This is a genomic window from Flavobacterium coralii, assembly GCF_019891545.1.
GTDB lineage: Bacteria > Bacteroidota > Bacteroidia > Flavobacteriales > Flavobacteriaceae > Flavobacterium > Flavobacterium coralii.
In genome coordinates this window covers 262,040-277,995 of record NZ_JAHDIU010000003.1, presented here as the reverse complement: position 1 = coordinate 277,995, position 15,956 = coordinate 262,040, and the positions used below count along the sequence as shown (strand labels likewise).

The 15,956-nt window shown below is 40.4% G+C and carries 16 protein-coding genes; 7 read left to right on the top strand and 9 right to left on the bottom strand.

All coding sequences use genetic code 11. The features are described from left to right. Positions 1-2: 2 nt before the first annotated feature. Positions 3-1,064, bottom strand: a complete 1,062-nt coding sequence (locus KJK34_RS06425) for an efflux RND transporter periplasmic adaptor subunit (RefSeq protein ID WP_223053033.1) — start codon at positions 1,062-1,064, stop codon at positions 3-5. 179 nt (positions 1,065-1,243) lie between these two features. Between KJK34_RS06425 and KJK34_RS06420 the strand changes: the two genes are divergently transcribed. Next, positions 1,244-3,493, top strand: a complete 2,250-nt coding sequence (locus KJK34_RS06420) for a TonB-dependent receptor (RefSeq protein ID WP_223053032.1) — start codon at positions 1,244-1,246, stop codon at positions 3,491-3,493. Positions 3,494-3,496: 3 nt separating this feature from the next. Beyond that, on the top strand, positions 3,497-3,946 hold the full coding sequence (locus KJK34_RS06415; protein WP_223053031.1) for a thioredoxin family protein: 450 nt from the start codon (positions 3,497-3,499) through the stop codon (positions 3,944-3,946). Position 3,947: 1 nt separating this feature from the next. Here KJK34_RS06415 and KJK34_RS06410 read toward each other — a convergent pair whose 3' ends face one another. After that, entirely contained in the window at positions 3,948-4,913 is a 966-nt protein-coding gene (locus KJK34_RS06410; RefSeq protein ID WP_223053030.1) for a GlxA family transcriptional regulator, read from the bottom strand. Positions 4,914-5,077: 164 nt separating this feature from the next. Here KJK34_RS06410 and KJK34_RS06405 point away from each other — a divergent pair, with 164 nt between their 5' ends. Genes KJK34_RS06405 through KJK34_RS06385 form a run of 5 tightly spaced genes read left to right on the top strand, consistent with a single transcriptional unit; the run spans position 5,078 to position 7,468 of the window. Then, the gene (locus tag KJK34_RS06405; RefSeq protein WP_223053029.1) at positions 5,078-5,497 is read left to right on the top strand and encodes a DoxX family protein; all 420 of its coding nucleotides are present in this window, start codon (positions 5,078-5,080) and stop codon (positions 5,495-5,497) included. Positions 5,498-5,505: 8 nt separating this feature from the next. Beyond that, positions 5,506-6,036 (top strand): SRPBCC family protein, encoded by a 531-nt coding sequence (locus tag KJK34_RS06400; RefSeq protein WP_223053028.1) that lies wholly within the window; start codon positions 5,506-5,508, stop codon positions 6,034-6,036. 22 nt (positions 6,037-6,058) lie between these two features. Continuing rightward, positions 6,059-6,514, top strand: a complete 456-nt coding sequence (locus tag KJK34_RS06395; protein WP_223053027.1) for a VOC family protein — start codon at positions 6,059-6,061, stop codon at positions 6,512-6,514. 36 nt (positions 6,515-6,550) lie between these two features. Then, entirely contained in the window at positions 6,551-6,931 is a 381-nt protein-coding gene (locus KJK34_RS06390) for a VOC family protein (RefSeq protein ID WP_223053026.1), read from the top strand. Between the two features lie 36 nt (positions 6,932-6,967). Continuing rightward, positions 6,968-7,468: a DinB family protein gene (locus tag KJK34_RS06385; protein ID WP_223053025.1), complete on the top strand. Its 501-nt coding sequence runs from the start codon at positions 6,968-6,970 to the stop codon at positions 7,466-7,468. A 143-nt stretch (positions 7,469-7,611) separates the two neighbouring features. Here the strand turns inward: KJK34_RS06385 and kynU are convergent, their stop codons facing one another. From kynU to KJK34_RS06350, 7 genes are all read right to left on the bottom strand, one after another. Next, positions 7,612-8,889, bottom strand: coding sequence for a kynureninase (gene kynU / locus KJK34_RS06380; RefSeq protein ID WP_223053024.1), 1,278 nt, complete (start codon positions 8,887-8,889; stop codon positions 7,612-7,614). A 107-nt stretch (positions 8,890-8,996) separates the two neighbouring features. Continuing rightward, positions 8,997-10,046: a tRNA preQ1(34) S-adenosylmethionine ribosyltransferase-isomerase QueA gene (gene queA / locus KJK34_RS06375; RefSeq protein ID WP_223053023.1), complete on the bottom strand. Its 1,050-nt coding sequence runs from the start codon at positions 10,044-10,046 to the stop codon at positions 8,997-8,999. A 138-nt stretch (positions 10,047-10,184) separates the two neighbouring features. Beyond that, positions 10,185-11,423, bottom strand: coding sequence for a 3-phosphoshikimate 1-carboxyvinyltransferase (locus KJK34_RS06370; RefSeq protein ID WP_223053022.1), 1,239 nt, complete (start codon positions 11,421-11,423; stop codon positions 10,185-10,187). Between the two features lie 10 nt (positions 11,424-11,433). Next, positions 11,434-11,646 carry a hypothetical protein gene (locus tag KJK34_RS06365; RefSeq protein WP_223053021.1) on the bottom strand — a complete coding sequence of 71 codons (213 nt, stop codon included), beginning with the start codon at positions 11,644-11,646 and terminating at the stop codon, positions 11,434-11,436. 35 nt (positions 11,647-11,681) lie between these two features. Then, on the bottom strand, positions 11,682-12,008 hold the full coding sequence (locus KJK34_RS06360; RefSeq protein WP_223053020.1) for a nucleotide pyrophosphohydrolase: 327 nt from the start codon (positions 12,006-12,008) through the stop codon (positions 11,682-11,684). A 2-nt stretch (positions 12,009-12,010) separates the two neighbouring features. Further along, positions 12,011-13,954 (bottom strand): transglutaminase family protein, encoded by a 1,944-nt coding sequence (locus tag KJK34_RS06355; protein WP_223053019.1) that lies wholly within the window; start codon positions 13,952-13,954, stop codon positions 12,011-12,013. A gap of 7 nt (positions 13,955-13,961) precedes the next feature. Further along, positions 13,962-15,953: a DUF3858 domain-containing protein gene (locus KJK34_RS06350; RefSeq protein ID WP_223053018.1), complete on the bottom strand. Its 1,992-nt coding sequence runs from the start codon at positions 15,951-15,953 to the stop codon at positions 13,962-13,964. Positions 15,954-15,956 lie beyond the last annotated feature (3 nt).

Genomic DNA, 15,956 nt, shown 5'->3' with positions numbered 1-15,956 from the left:
AGCTATTTTTTAGTGTTAACCGATACTTTAACGGGCATTTCATTTTTTAATGACAATATCCCCGTGGTTATTACTGTATCGCCTTCTTTAAGGCCCTCGGTAACCACAACATCCTTTTCTGTACGTGCGCCTGTTTCTACAGCCACTTCTTTTACTTTTCCGTTTACCGATGTAAATACTTTTTTACCGCCCTGAACAGGTACTATAGCCTGCGACGGCACTAAAAAGGCATCCTGAATAGTTTCGAGCGGCAACTTGATACTGGCAAAAGTACCCGGTATAAGCCTGCCTTTGCTGTTATCGGCTATGGCACGCACCCGCAAAGTTCTTGTGGTTTCTTCAATAGCAGGTTCTAAGGCATATATCTTTGCCTTGAATTCTTCTTTACTTCCGGCAACGGTAAAAGTAACCTCTGCACCCTGATTGACTTCAGATGCATACTTTTCGGGTATAGAAAAGGTAATTTTTACTTTACTGCTGTTTACAAGCCTTGCAATTAAGGTTTCGGGTGTAACATAGGTTCCCGGAGAAATATTCCTTAATCCTATTGTTCCGGAAAACGGTGCCCTTACAGATGTTTTTGCTATCTGTGCATTTATAAGCTGGGTTTGTGCCTGTGCGGTCTTAAAGTCGGCACTTGCAATATCATATTCTTCCTGACTTATGGCCTGCTTTTTTAATAACAGGTTAGCGCGCCTTTCATTTTCTGAAGCAAGCTGCTGCCTGGTGCGTGCCTCTCCTGCCTGTGCCCTTAGCTCTATATCATTAATCTTTAAAAGAACCTGTCCCTGCTTTACGGTAGTGCCTTCCTCAAAATATATCTTTTCGGCTATACCCGATACCTCACTTCTTATCTCAACCTGCTCATTGGCTTCTATAGAGCCTGAAAGCGAAAGTATGTTGGTAAACGGTTCAGGTTCTACCACCACACCGCTAACTGCCATAGCCTGCTTGCCGCCCCCGCCTTCGGGAGCCTTACTCTTCTGGTTTTCCGTAATTCGGTAATATATAAGGGCGCCAATACCGGCAATTAAAAGCGTGTGAACTATATATTTAAGTCTCATTGATCGTAGTAAAAATGATGCGAAACGCAAATCTAAGTTAATATCTGTTATTTTCAATATAACAGTTACTAATTAACAGTGATTTTAAAAGCTGTTTAATTTTAATTCAGAAAAAAATTAAAAATATATTTTTAGACAAATCTAAATTTATAATTTTGTAATGCTAATATTTATTTTTAATGAAAAGAATTATACTTTTAGTTTTACTTACTATTTCATATTCATTATTTGCACAAACAGGCTCTGTAAGCGGCACTATAACATCTCAAGGAAATTCTGTTCCGGGTGTAACTGTGGGTATAGCAGCATTAGCTGAATATACAGCCGCAGATGAAAGCGGGAATTACAGTATAGCCAATCTGCCTTATGGCAATTATGAAATTACCTTTAGCTTCTTAGGCTACAAAACAGAAAAAAAGAGGATAACGGTAAACAGCCCTCAGCCAGTTGTACTGAACATTACATTACAGGAAGATGAAATGGCACTTGACGAGGTTGTGATAACAGGCACAATGAAAGAGGTAAGCCGCAGCGAAAGCCCTATACCTGTAGAAATAGTTACCGCAAAACTGTTTAAAAAGAACCCAACCGCTACCTTGTTTGAAGCTGTGGGGATGGTAAACGGTGTGCAGCCGCAGCTTAATTGTAATGTTTGTAATACAGGCGATATCCATATAAATGGTATGGAAGGCCCCTACACCCTAATACTTATAGACGGTATGCCGATAGTAAGCGCATTATCTACTGTTTACGGGCTTAATGGCATACCCAATAGCATGGTAGATCGTATAGAAGTAGTTAAAGGCCCTGCGTCATCTTTATACGGTTCTGAGGCTATGGGGGGCACCATAAACGTTATTACCAAAAACCCGGATAAGGCACCTGTTTTTAGCGCCGACAGCTTCCTGACAAGCTGGGGTGAGCTTAATGTAGATGCCGCAGGTAAGTTTACTATCGGTAAGGCAACCTCACTTCTTGGTATTAATTACTTTAACTATAACAGCAGGATAGATAATAACGGAGATAACTTTACCGACCTTACCCTACAAAACCGTATATCTGTATTCAACAAATGGGCATTTGAAAGAGAAGGCAACCGTGCGGCAAGCCTTGCCGCACGTTATGTTTATGAAGACCGCTGGGGCGGCGAAATGCAATGGGACAAGCAATGGCGCGGCAGCGACAGTATTTATGGTGAAAGCATTTATACCAGCCGGGTAGAACTTATCGGGCTGTATGAGCTGCCGCTGCCAGAAAAAATATATACCCAGTTCTCTTATAACTGGCATGACCAGAACTCGTGGTATGGCAACACACCTTACATGGCTACGCAACAGGTGGCATTTGTACAAACCTACTGGGACAAAACTTTAGGCGAAAAGCACTCGCTGTTAGTAGGGGCGTCATTCCGTTATACTAAATATGATGACAACACCCCTGCTACAGCCTCTACAGATGGCACCGCTAACCGTCCCGCCGAAACACCGTTGCCAGGCCTTTTTGTGCAGGATGAATGGAAGCTGAATGAAAAACATAAATTGCTTGGCGGTTACCGCTTTGACTATGATGAAAACCATGGCGGTGTGCACTCACCAAGGGTAGCTTATAAATTCTCACCTAACACAAATAATACGGTAAGGGCGAGCTTTGGTACAGGCTTTAGGGTGGTTAACCTTTTTACGGAAGACCATGCAGCGCTTACCGGGGCACGCGAAGTAGTAATTGCTGAAGCATTAAAACCCGAACGCTCTTATAACGGAAACCTGAACTACGTTTTAAAAATACCTGCTGAAAACTATGCACTTAATTTAGATTTTACCGGCTTCTATTCTTACTTTACCAATAAGATAGTCGGCGATTTTGACACTGACCCTGATAAAATTATTTATGATAACCTGCGCGGGCATGCCATATCTCAGGGTATATCCGTTAATGCAGATGCTACCTTTAGCTTTCCGCTTAAAATAATGGCTGGTGTTACATGGATGGATGTTTTCCAGATGGAAGAAAACGAAACCGGAAGCCTGCAACGCATACAGCAACTGCACGCGCCAAAATGGTCGGGTAATTTTATAGCTACCTATACCCTGCCAAACGATTATAGTATAGATGTTACCGGGAACTGGTTTGGCCCTATGCGCCTGCCCATATTGCCAAATGATTACCGCCCTGAATATTCACCCTGGTTTGCAATAGCGAATGTACAATTTACAAAGAAGTTTAGCAGCGGTATTGAAATCTATACTGGTATGAAAAATATTTTTGATTTTGTACCAAAAGACCCCATCATCCGCCCTTTTGACCCTTTTGATAAATATACTGATGACCCTGTTAATAACCCGAATGGCTACACTTTCGACCCAAGCTATAATTATGCTTCACTACAAGGTCGCAGGGTGTATGTAGGTATGCGCTATAATTTGTTTTAACCTATGAAAAAGCTGCTTCTTCTTATAATACTTACAGTAAGTACTGCTGCCCCCGGGCAGGAATACAGGATTAGTTTTGACACCCTCACAGAAAAGATGCAACAGGAGCCGCGGCACATCCTTATAAAAATAGAAACAGCATGGTGCAGTATCTGCAAAATGCAGGACAAGCAGATTGAAAGTGAAGAGGAGCTGAAGGATTTGCTTTCGTCAAAAGTCTATTTCATAACATTTGATGCGGAAACAACAGAAACCATAACCTTTGCCAATAACAGTTACCGCTTTACACCCAATGCGAAAGGCAAAGGCAGGCACGAATTGGCAACAGCACTGGGCTGTACAGATAATGCATACCCAATGTGGGTACTGCTCTCTGAAGAATATGAAATAAAAGGTACTTTTAAAGGTTTTCTAAAAAGTGATACATTAAAACAAATACTGCAAAAGCTATAAATTACACCATTTGTCCGCTAAACTTATCACGGTACATTTTGGGTGTCATACCTACGTTTTTCTTAAACAGCGAACGGAACGTTTTTAAATCGTTATAACCGGACTGCAGCATTACTTCTAATATACTGCAACGCGAGGTCTCTAAAAGCTGCTTTGCGGCTTCTATACGTGTTTTTTGGAGGTACTCTATGGGTGTTAGCCCTGTAACCTGCTTAAAGCGGCGCACCAGGTTACGGCGGCTTGCGGGCACATCGGTAATAATCTCTTCTATTGTAGCAGCAGTGCTGTAATTTTTCTTGATTTCTTCCTGTGCCCTGCGCACGAGCTCATCGTCATGGTCTTCGATGTGGGTGAACGTCCCGAAATACAATTGCAGGTTCCTGTCCATATCAACAGAAAACAACTTAGCAGCCCTCACTGCCACGCTGCGGTTACAGTATTTTTCCAGCAACAGCATCATCAGGTGGAAACTATTAGTAGCGCCGCCACTTGTATAGATATTATCTTTTTCGGTAACAACAGCCTCTGCCTGTACCTTCACTTCAGGGAACAGTTTATAAAAAACAGGCCATGCATTTATATGTGTGGTTGCAGGGCGTCCGTTTAAAAGCCCCGTTGCCGCCAATAAAAATGCACCTGTACAGTAACTTGCTATTGCAGCCCCCTGCCGGTACTGGCTATGCAACCAGGGTATCCATGACTTATTAGCCTGGATATTATTAGCAATGGCATCATCTTTAAAAGCAGGGATAAAAAGTATGGTATATACATCTCCTTCTGCCGGGCTAACCGCCGAATAGCTGCCATAGCTTACAGCATCATCCTCATCTTTGCACAGCAGTTTTATTTCAAAAGGTTTCTCAAGCCCGTCTTCTTCGTAAAAACTGTTTACCGAATCAAATACGTCAAGCATAGCTGCAACGCTTAATAGCCTGTGGTTACGGCTTAATACTATACCTAATTTCATAGCTGCGGATTTAATTTCAAATATAAAGATTTTTGTCCTGTATGCCCCTCCTGATTGACTTTTTATGCAACCTCATTCTGAAAGCGTTTAAAATATCTTTGTTTAAGTGGTTGATAAATGAATTTATCGTAATTTTTTTGCTCAAAACCATTAACCTTTTATCTATGAAAAAATTACTTTCTCCCTTATCTGTGGGTACAGATGCCGCCACACTTTTACTGCGGCTGTTTTTTGGTGGTATGTTTGTTTATTTCGGCTACGGAAAAATTGCTATGTACAATGAAATATTGCCGCAATTCGGTGATATAATAGGCATAGGTTCAGAGCTTTCTTTCCATCTGGTAATCTTCTCCGAATTTTTCTGCGGGCTGCTGATACTACTCGGGTTGTTTACAAGGCTGTCAGTTATACCTGTTTTCATAACTATGATAGTGGCTTATTTCATTGCCCATGGCCAGGATGAATTCCAGGCAAAGATGCCCGCATTTATATTCCTGGTATTATGCATACCTGTATTTATACTGGGCAGCGGCAGGTACTCTTTAGATTACCTTATTTTTAAACCTAAAAACAGAATTCAATAAGCAGCAAGATGAAAACATTTAAAAAAATACTGATTGTCGTACTTATTATTATTGCACTACCCTTAATTATAGCCCTATTTGTACCGAGGGAATATAATGTAGAACGTGATGTGGTTATCAACCGGCCTGAAGCTGAAGTTTTTGATTATATAAAATATATTAAGAACCAGGATAATTACAGCGTGTGGAATCAAAAGGATCCTGCAATGAAGAAAGATTATACCGGTACTGACGGCAGCGCTGGTTTTAAATATCACTGGAATGGTAATGACGATGTGGGCGAAGGCATACAGGAAATAACAAATGTAATTGAAAATGAGCGTATAGAGATGGATCTGCACTTTAAGAGGCCTTGGGAGGGTGAGGCAGATACATGGATGACAACAGATGCTGTACAGCCAAACAGTACAAAAGTTACCTGGGGTATGAAAGGTGAAAGCAGCTACCCCATGAATTTTATGAATCTTTTTATGGGCAGCATGCTTGGCAATGACCTGCAGCAGGGGCTTGATACATTAAAAGTAAAACTTGAACAATAATATTAACTATTAAAAAAGTACTATGAAACAACTGAATCCGTACCTGAATTTTAACGGCAATACCGAAGAGGTATTTAACTTTTACAAAAGCGTTTTTGGCGGAGAATTTACACAAGTAATGCGCTATAAAGATGTGCCTGCCGATGTACCTATGGATGGTTGCGTAGATGAAAACAGTAACGCTAACACACAGGATATTGGCGACAAAATAATGCACATTAGTTTACCTGTTGGCAAGAGCATACTAATGGCAACAGATGTGCCGCCCCACATGGAGCAGGCAAAAGCAGGAAGCAATATATCGCTTAGCATTAACGTGGAAAGCAAAGAGGAAGCCGACAGGGTATATGCAGGGCTAAGCGAAGGGGGACAGGCTATAATGCCTATGGCTGACGCTTTTTGGGGTGATTATTTCGGGATGCTGACCGATAAATTCGGCATACAGTGGATGGTTAACTTTAATGAAGCCTATCAGTAATTAATGCTGTTTGTTCAACTAAAAATTAAAAAAAAGATGTTACAGGACTGTAAGGCGTTCAGTAGTTTTCCTACTGATGATATTGCGAAAACAAGGCAGTTTTACGAAGGGGTTCTCGGCTTAAAAGCTACCGAGGGCATGGGCGGAATGGTGCTTGATTTTGAGATGAACGGCAGCGTACCATTTATAATTTACCAAAAGCCAGACCATCGCCCGGCTGATTTTACCGTATTCAATTTTCTTGTAGATGATATCGGGGAAGCTGTAGCTTCTTTAAAAGATAAAGGTGTTGTCTTTGAAAATTATGATAACGGGAACATTAAAACCGATGAAGATAACATTTTCAGGGGTGAGGGGCCATTAGTAGCTTGGTTTAAAGACCCTTCGGGCAATATACTAAGCTTGGTACAGGAGTAAAAGGCAGGAGTTTAATCATCAAATCAATCAAAAATCATGGATAAAAGTATAGCTGCTGAACTGGATAAAGCAATGCAGGAAACAATTTCGTTAATCAGTTCTGCAAATGAAAGTGATATAAATAAAATTCCTTTTAAAAGTAGCTGGACCGCGGCGCAAACCGCAAGGCATCTTATAAAAGCGGGTAGCGGTATGGCGGAAATGTTTAATACTAAAGCCCCTAAAGCCAATCGCGCGGCCGATGAGAAGGCTGCTGAACTAAAAGAAATGCTTTTAGACTTCGGCCTTAAAATGGATTCGCCCGATTTTATTGTACCGGAAGATAAACAATACACTAAAGAAGAACTTATTACAGGCACCGAAAGCATCAGGAGCCAAACAGTTGAGGTTCTAAGAAACGCACAGCTTGATGAGACACCTGAAACAGAGGATAACAATCCTCTTAAAGGTTATACAAAACTTGAGCTGCTGCATTTCGCTGTATATCACACGCAAAGACACAACAGGCAGATCAGGAACATCCTGAATGCGCTTTAAATAGAAAGGGGCTGTCTCAAAAGTGTCATTCTGAACGAAGCGATAGCGAAGTAAAGAATCTTAAATAATTTATTTCGTTAAGATTCCTCCTATCGTCGGAATGACAAAATGCTGGTAAAAGCACTTTGAGACAGCCCTTTATATTAATGCGATAAAATACCTTGTTTTAATATCTGCCCGAATTCATACATATCTTCGTATGAAGAGTAAAACGGTACAGGCGCCAAGCGAATAACATTAGGCTCACGCCAGTCGGTTATTACGCCGTTCTTCATCAGGTAGTCAAACAACGACCTTCCCTCGCCATGCAGGAAAACCGATAGCTGGCACGCGCGTTCTTTAGGGTCAGAAGGGGTTATAATCTCAAAAGAGCTGTCAACCTCTTTATCAATTTCATGTAATATAAATTCAAGATATGATGTTATGCAGTCGCGTTTTTGTATAAGAGCAGGCATGCCCACCTCATCAAACATTTCTACCGAAGCGAGGTATGGCGCAAGCGAAAGCACCGGAAGGTTACTTACCTGCCAGCCATTGGCACCACGAACAGGGTCAAACTCGGGTTCCATTAAAAAGCGGCGCTCTTTGTTATGCCCCCACCAGCCTGCAAAGCGCGGAAGGTCGAGGTCGTTATGGTGCATTTCGTGTACAAAAGCACCGGATGCATTGCCCGGGCCTGAATTCATGTATTTGTAGCTGCACCATGCTGCAAAATCTACATTCCAGTTGTGGAGGTCAAGGTGAACGTTACCCGCAGCGTGTGCAAGGTCCCAACCCACATAAGCACCGGCATCCTGCCCGGCTTTTGTTATGGTCTCCATATCGAAAACCTGGCCTGTATAATAGTTAACACCACCTATAAGCACGAGCGCAAGCTCATCGCCTACTTCTTTAATTTTATCAAGCACATCTTCAAGGCGGATGTTATGCTCACCCTCGCGCCTCTTAATTTCCACAATAGCATTTTCAGGCTCATAGCCATGAAAACGGACCTGGCTGCGTATCATGTACTGATCGCTCGGGAATGCTTTCTCTTCACAAATTATTTTGAAACGCTTAGGTGTAGGCCTGTAAAACGTGACCATAAGCAGGTGCAGGTTTACCGTAAGAGTGTTCATTACTGTTACCTCGCCCGGCAGTGCGCCAACTATTTTACTCAGCGGCTCCTGAAAACGCTCATGATAATCCCACCATGGTTTATCGGCATAAAAATGGCCTTCTACCGCCAGCTTTGCCCAGTCGTCCATTACCTCATCCACATAGGCTTTGGTGCGTTTTGGCTGTAGCCCCAGCGAGTTTCCTGTAAAGTATATAACCTGTTTGCCGTTTACATGCGGAAAAATAAATTCGTCCCTGTATTTTGCCAGCTTATCTTTAGCATCAAGCTGGCGGGCAAATTCACGTGTATTCTGAAATTCCATTTTTTGCTGTTTGTTGTTGGGTTGTAAAAATAAAACAAATAAAAAAAGGAATAAAATAAAAAATCCTGCACAATGGCAGGATTTTGTTATGAATTATACTGATTGCATTATAAAATAAGCATTGCATCACCATAGGTGTAGAAACGGTATTCTTCTTTCACTGCTTCTTCATAAGCTTTCTTCATTAAATCATGGCCCATAAAAGCAGATATCATCATCAGCAGGGTTGACTTTGGTGTGTGGAAGTTGGTTATCATGCAGTCTGCCACGCTAAAATCGTATGGAGGGAAAATAAACTTATTTGTCCATCCCACATAAGGGTTAAGTGTTTTTTGAGACGACACAGAGCTTTCCATTGCACGCATGCTGGTAGTACCCACTGCACATACTTTTTTCCTGCTCATCTTGGCCTTGTTCACAATGTCGCAAGCCTGTTGGGTAATTATAAGCTCCTCGCTGTCCATTTTATGTTTAGAAAGGTCTTCTACCTCTACAGGGTTAAAAGTACCAAGACCAACATGCAGGGTTATCTCGGCAAAATCTATACCTTTAATTTCAAGCCTTTTCAGCAGGTGCTTGCTAAAGTGAAGCCCGGCAGTAGGCGCGGCAACCGCACCCTCTTCTTTTGCATAAATTGTCTGGTAACGCTCAGCATCTTCCGGCACCACCTCGCGGTTTATGTATTTAGGTATTGGGGTTTCTCCCAGTTCTTTTAATTTGTTCCTGAATTCTTCATACGAACCGTCATAAAGAAAACGCAGCGTACGCCCACGGCTGGTAGTATTATCTATAACCTCTGCCACAAGCGAATCATCATCTCCAAAATAAAGCTTATTGCCTATCCTTATTTTACGGGCAGGATCTACAAGCACATCCCATAAACGCTGCTCAGAATTAAGTTCCCTTAACAGGAAAACCTCAATCCTTGCACCGGTCTTTTCTTTATTACCATACAGGCGCGCAGGAAAAACCTTAGTATTGTTAAGTACCATTACATCGCCTTCATCAAAATAATCCAGTATATCTTTAAAAAGCTTATGCTCTATGGTTTTGGTTTTCCTGTCAACCACCATAAGGCGCGATTCATCCCTGTTTTCTGCAGGAAACTCGGCTAATAATTCTTTAGGAAGGTTAAAATTGAAGTTTGATAATTTCATTTGTTCAGCTTTAATTTTCAGTGCTGTGGCACCTAATTTTTGTGAGGTGCAAATATACTACTGCAAAACAGGCGTTGTCAAGTGTTTTGCAATATATTTCTGCTATAAATATTTACAGGAATTATCTTTAGCGTAAAGCTATTGTTCTTGTATCATAAATCCCACCTTAGCCATATCATCCCAAAATGTTGGATAGGATTTAGACACCACCCCTGCATCTTTAATAATTAGCCCGGTTTTTAAAGCAAGCGGGGCAAAAGCCATTGCCATGCGGTGGTCATTATACGTTTCAACAGACACCAAAGCCATACTGCTTTTATTCCAGTTAAAAGGTTTCAGCGTTAAGCTGTCATTAGTTACCTGTACATCTGCACCAAATTTTTTAAGTTCGGTTTTAAGTGCTGCAAGCCTGTCGGTTTCCTTAATTTTAAGGGTGTGTAAACCTGTAAGGGTACAACCTGTACCCAACCCAAAACAGGTTACCACTATTGTCTGGGCTATATCTGGGGTATTGTTCAGTTGCAGGTTTAAAGTTTCATGTTTAAAGTTGCCCTTTGTCAGTATAATTTTATCGCCCCTAAATGTTGTGGTAACACCAAACTGTTTATAGATTTCGGCAAGGGCGCTGTCACCCTGGTTGCTTTCTGCTGCAAATGATGAAAGTGAGATTTCAGTACCGGGTTTAGATAAGGCTACTATACTGTAATAATAGGATGCTGAGCTCCAATCGCTCTCCACAAGAACAACCGTTTCCAGATTAAAAGCCAAAGATTTATTAGGAATGATGATTTTATTATCTGTAACCGTACTATTTATATTAAGTTGCTTTAACAGCGCGGCAGTCATCTCGATATAGGGTCTTGAGGTAACTTCGCCTTTGAGTATAATTGTAAGTCCCTTTTCAAGGCGTGCACCTATCAGCATTAGGGCAGTAATGTACTGGCTGCTTATATTGGCATCAATTTCTACCTCGCCTCCTGCAAGTTTTTTACCTTTTATACGTAAAGGCGGGTAGCCTATATTTTCTTCGTATGATATTTCGGCTCCTAAAACCCGCAATGCGTCTACTAAAACGCCTAATGGGCGTTCTTTCATTCGCTGCGAACCCGTTAAGACAACTTCCCTGCCTTCCTGAATGGCAAAGTAAGCTGTTAAGAACCGCATTGCCGTACCGGCATGGTGAACATCTATTAATGATGCATCAGAGTGTAATGCCTTTTGCATTACAGCGCTATCATCAGAATCAGAAATATTGTCAACAATTATATAGGGGAAAAGTGCCTGTAGAAGCAACAGGCGGTTGCTCTCGCTCTTGCTGCCTGTTATTGTTATATGTGCAGGAGTTACCGAATTTATTTTTGGCAAAAAAACATCCATAGTTTTATTGCTATGTATTACCTTTTTTAGCAGCTTTTTTTGCCTCCAACTTTTTACGCAATGGCTGAAAAATAAAAATATCGGCAAGCGTCATAGTAATGGTAAAAAACAGGATATACCTTACTTTAGCAGCAGTCTCCACATCCATAAATAATGTTGTAAGCCAGCCTATCGGCGCATATACCATTATACCCGCAATAATGTTCGCCATCCATTTTTTCATAACAATAGCAGTTTACTATCTATAAAGATACAAAACTATTTAAGCTTTTCGTTATTATGGTGCCTGTCGTGGTCGCGTTTGCTTTTAAGCGCCATTTTTTTATCAAAAGCTTCCTGCAGGTTTACCCCCGTTTGGTTAGCGAGGCACAGCACCACAAAAACCACATCAGCAAGTTCTTCGCCAAGGTCTTTGTTCTTATCGCTTTCTTTTTCACTTTGCTCGCCATAACGACGCGCAATAATACGGGCTACTTCTCCTACTTCTTCGGTAAGCTGGGCCATGTTAGTAAGCTCGTTAAAATAGCGTACCCCATGCTCTTTTATCCAGTTATCTACATCCTGCTGGGCATTTTTTATATCCATAATTATATCCTTTTCAGTACTATTTTTTCGTTTTGTTTATCTATAACATTTTTATAAAAATTGCGTATTGTATCATAGTATACCTGAGATACCAAACTATAGTTGATATTAAGCTGCATAGACACCTGTACTATTTTGTCTTTTGCAGCTATGCTATATGTCATGTCGCCTATACCCTCTTCCATAGCTATGTTTACCGATTTTGGCAATGATTCTATCTCATATCCGTCAGGTAATGTTATGATGAATATATTTTTATATAGTTTAGGATATACAAAACTGACAGGATATTCTCTTTTCTCCTGTTTTAGCGGGTTCTCCTGCGCAGTCATAAAAAGCAAAGGGTTGAGGTACATCCTGTCACCTATAATTTCGGCAGCATTATTATGTGTAAAAGAGTAGTCTTCAATAACAGGTTCTGACAGATTTGAAGTCTCTTTCAAAAGAAAATCACTTACCAGTAAATTATTGTACTCCCTTTCAATTTCCGCTATCCGGTTTATACTTTTCTCAGAAGAATGTTCCTCCCTGTAATTAAGGGCAAGCTGGTTAGTGTATTGAAACCTTACCCTTCCTGTAATGCTTCCATTATCATCAACAACTGCTGAAAGTGTAGCAGCCTCTAGGGATTCCTTTTCAGGCTTCAGGTCAATTTCCTTATAAGTACCGTTTTCCCTGATTAAAGTGCCATACCAGTTAAGGGCCCTTTCCGGCAAAATGCCCGGACAGTTATATTTTGAAGTTGCATCTAAAAGCATGGTTATACCTTCTATCTCTGCAGCAACCACAACATAATTAAAACCGGATCTACCGGGGTATAAAGAGATACCATTATCTCTTGTGCTAACCAGGACCGGGTTGGCATCTATACCGGCGCTGCGCAGCATTGCAATAAGTATAAAATTTATTTCGGCACTATTGCCTGTTTTTTCTTCATATGCCTCTTTAACACCTTTATCACAATAATAACTGGAGTCTTCGTTCCACATCATACGCTTTTGTACATACCCAAAAATAGCGTTTGTTTTCTCTGTTACTGTGTTTATACCTCCAAGCAGTGCATCTAAATCATCTTTAAAATATCCTGTCCTGCCCAGCTCTTTACCAAAATCATCATCCTTATAAATTTCTTTAGCTACATCACCCCAGGTACTCGAAAAATGTTTTTCCGGTTGACCCTCAAAACGTATATACTCCAGCTCATAGGCAATTGCAGCCCTATAATTATCTATATTATCTACAAACGGTTCTTCTTTAACCGGTTTAATATCAGATGCGGTATAAGTTACAGTAACATCATTATACATTGTTTTACCCAGCACTATTTTAGGCTCAGATACATTAACATCCTTTATGTATCCTTTAATATAACGCTGATAAACAAAACATGATGGTATTGCTACTTTATAAGACATATTATTGACAGGGATTTCATATTGAAAATACCAATCTCTGAAGCTGTGTATAAAAGGTGTCCTGATGGTATATTTAAATTCAATAACACTTCCGTCTTTTACATCAGGAAAGGTTATTTTTTTAATACTTACATTTTCATTAAGCTCTTCTTTAAACTTCCCTTCTTTGTTTACACTTGTTTTCTGCACCTTTCCATCAACAAGATTATAAGTAGCCGCATTTGAATAATTAACGCTCATTTTTTTTGAATCTGATAAATATCCGAGTTCATGCGTTGCATACTCTACACCTGATTTATTGTAGATTTTAATACGCATTTCTACCTCTGTAACCATGGTCCATATGCCGGAACTTACCACAAAATAAGTATAGCCTGCCTTATTGAGTATCGCGGCAGGAGCCGATGGCTCTAATGGGTGCTGTTTTTGCTCGAGCTCTTCAATGCTTACCCTGCCCAATTTAAAATCCTGGCTGTTTGCGGTAAAAGCAAACAGTAGCACACACAGCAGTACATAATGTTTTAAACCCATGGAATGCTTATAGCTTTTTAAGTACTATTTTTTCGTTTTGTTTTTTAACCATATCGGCAAAGAACGCTTTCAGCCCTGTATAATACTCCGGGCCTACCATAGCACTGTTCATTTCTTTGGTAACTACAATCTGTACCTGGTTATTATTGCTGGCGGCGCTAAACCTGAAGCTGCCGATATTTGCAGGCATTTCCATCTGAACAGGCTCCGGCAATGACTCTATTTTATAGCCGTCAGGAAGGGTAAGGCTAATGGTGTACCTTTCCTGCGCCGGGTAAATAAAATCAATAGGATAATTTCGTGATTCCGATTTAAACGGATTCTCTGTCTGGGCGAAGAACAGCATTGGCGATACATACATCTTTCCGCCAATTATCTCCACAGCATTATTGGTTGAAAAATTATAAGACTGTGTAAGTGGTTTTGTATTATCATCTGCTTTTACAGTATTATAGTCGCTTATATTTACATTTTTGTATGCATCCTGCCCATCTGTTTTTTCATTGAACAAAAAAGCTTTATAGTCAAATCGCTGATCCCTGACTTGTCCTTTTACAGAGCCATCTGCATGAATAGTACCCATAACAACTACTAATTCCTTAGAATTTACCAACGGTGCAAGGTTTACTTCTTCTGATGAGTAGTTGTCTTTTATAAGCCTGCCTGTACCGTTAAGTGCCCTTACCGGCAAAAGCCCCGGTTTAGAGTTTTTATCAGTAGCATCAAGATAAATAAGACCGCCCTGAGACTCTACAGCGGCAATAACATAATTAAATTCATCTCTGTTTATAAAAGAAACCTGCCCGTTATCCCTTGTGCTTAAAAGTACAGGGTTTGCATTTAGGCCAGCCGAGCGCAGCATAGCAATCAGCATCAGGTTAATATCGCCTGCACTGCCCGTTTTAGTTGCATAAGCTTTACTTACACCTGTAACGGCTTCATAGGTATTCCTGCCGTTATAAGCCATACGGTTTTTAACAAAAGTGTATATGGTATTTATTAGCTCATCCTTCTTCATGCCCTGCTTTAGCAATGGCTGCAGGTCTGCTTCAAAATAACCTCTTTCATTAAGCTGAGGGCCGAATGTTTTTTCGCCATATATTTTTTGTACAACCGTAAACCAGTCTGTTACATAGTTCTTCTCTATCTGATTAGGAAGATTTGTCTTGGCAAGCTCGTGCTTTACATACGACGTATAATTTTTTATATTATCTACATAGGCTTCATCCTTTAATGGCGGAACATTCTCTGCAACATATTTTTTACTGATTTCATAAAAAGTTATAGAGCCTGTCTGGTTTTGCAAAGAACCGTTAACGGTGCCATATCCTCCTTTAGCAGACCCGTTTGAAAAGCGTTTTGTAACCTTAACGGTTTCCTGAGATTCCTGTACGGGTAAATAAGGGCTTAAGATACGGTTGTATGTAAAGTATTGTGGGAAATTTATTTTGTATTCCATATAATTAATCGGTAACTCTCCCTGAAAATACCATGTAGGTATTGTCCTGAAAAATGGCGACTTTATTTGGTAATGATATTCTATAATACTGCCCTCCTTAACGGCAGGCAGTGCTATTTTTTTAATCTTATAGAATTCGTTATATTGTTCTGTAAACTCATTTTCTTTACGAGCTTTGGTTTTTTCTACTTTACCACCTTCATTGTTATAGGTATAGGCCTCTATAAGGTTCACTTCTTCCTGGCTGCTGCGTGCGCCACCTATATAAAAAGGTATCTCAATATTTGCGGTATTATAACCCTCTTTAGAATAAATTTTTATTCTGGCTTTAACGTCGGTTACCAATATCCAGTCTCCGGCACTGTCAAAATCAAAATAAGTAGCCCCTTTCTTATATAAAATTACGGCACCTGCAGATGGGTATTGCTTGTTTTGTTTTTCAAAAACTTCTTCTTCTTTTACTTTTCCAAATTCAGAATCCTGTGCAAATGCAAGTACTGTGTAAATAACCGATACAGCGGTAAAAATTATCTTTTTCATTTT

Excerpts from the sequence above, each read along its gene's own strand:
- KJK34_RS06400 (WP_223053028.1), top strand. The coding sequence starts at position 5,506 with ATGAAAACATTTAAAAAAATACTGATTGTCGTACTTATTATTATTGCA.
- KJK34_RS06350 (WP_223053018.1), bottom strand. The coding sequence starts at position 15,953 with ATGAAAAAGATAATTTTTACCGCTGTATCGGTTATTTACACAGTACTT.
- KJK34_RS06415 (WP_223053031.1), top strand. The coding sequence starts at position 3,497 with ATGAAAAAGCTGCTTCTTCTTATAATACTTACAGTAAGTACTGCTGCC.
- KJK34_RS06395 (WP_223053027.1), top strand. The coding sequence starts at position 6,059 with ATGAAACAACTGAATCCGTACCTGAATTTTAACGGCAATACCGAAGAG.
- KJK34_RS06410 (WP_223053030.1), bottom strand. The coding sequence starts at position 4,913 with ATGAAATTAGGTATAGTATTAAGCCGTAACCACAGGCTATTAAGCGTT.
- kynU (WP_223053024.1), bottom strand. The coding sequence starts at position 8,889 with ATGGAATTTCAGAATACACGTGAATTTGCCCGCCAGCTTGATGCTAAA.
- KJK34_RS06370 (WP_223053022.1), bottom strand. The coding sequence starts at position 11,423 with ATGGATGTTTTTTTGCCAAAAATAAATTCGGTAACTCCTGCACATATA.
- KJK34_RS06355 (WP_223053019.1), bottom strand. The coding sequence starts at position 13,954 with ATGGGTTTAAAACATTATGTACTGCTGTGTGTGCTACTGTTTGCTTTT.
- queA (WP_223053023.1), bottom strand. The coding sequence starts at position 10,046 with ATGAAATTATCAAACTTCAATTTTAACCTTCCTAAAGAATTATTAGCC.
- KJK34_RS06365 (WP_223053021.1), bottom strand. The coding sequence starts at position 11,646 with ATGAAAAAATGGATGGCGAACATTATTGCGGGTATAATGGTATATGCG.
- KJK34_RS06390 (WP_223053026.1), top strand. The coding sequence starts at position 6,551 with ATGTTACAGGACTGTAAGGCGTTCAGTAGTTTTCCTACTGATGATATT.
- KJK34_RS06385 (WP_223053025.1), top strand. The coding sequence starts at position 6,968 with ATGGATAAAAGTATAGCTGCTGAACTGGATAAAGCAATGCAGGAAACA.
- KJK34_RS06405 (WP_223053029.1), top strand. The coding sequence starts at position 5,078 with ATGAAAAAATTACTTTCTCCCTTATCTGTGGGTACAGATGCCGCCACA.
- KJK34_RS06420 (WP_223053032.1), top strand. The coding sequence starts at position 1,244 with ATGAAAAGAATTATACTTTTAGTTTTACTTACTATTTCATATTCATTA.
- KJK34_RS06360 (WP_223053020.1), bottom strand. The coding sequence starts at position 12,008 with ATGGATATAAAAAATGCCCAGCAGGATGTAGATAACTGGATAAAAGAG.
- KJK34_RS06425 (WP_223053033.1), bottom strand. The coding sequence starts at position 1,064 with ATGAGACTTAAATATATAGTTCACACGCTTTTAATTGCCGGTATTGGC.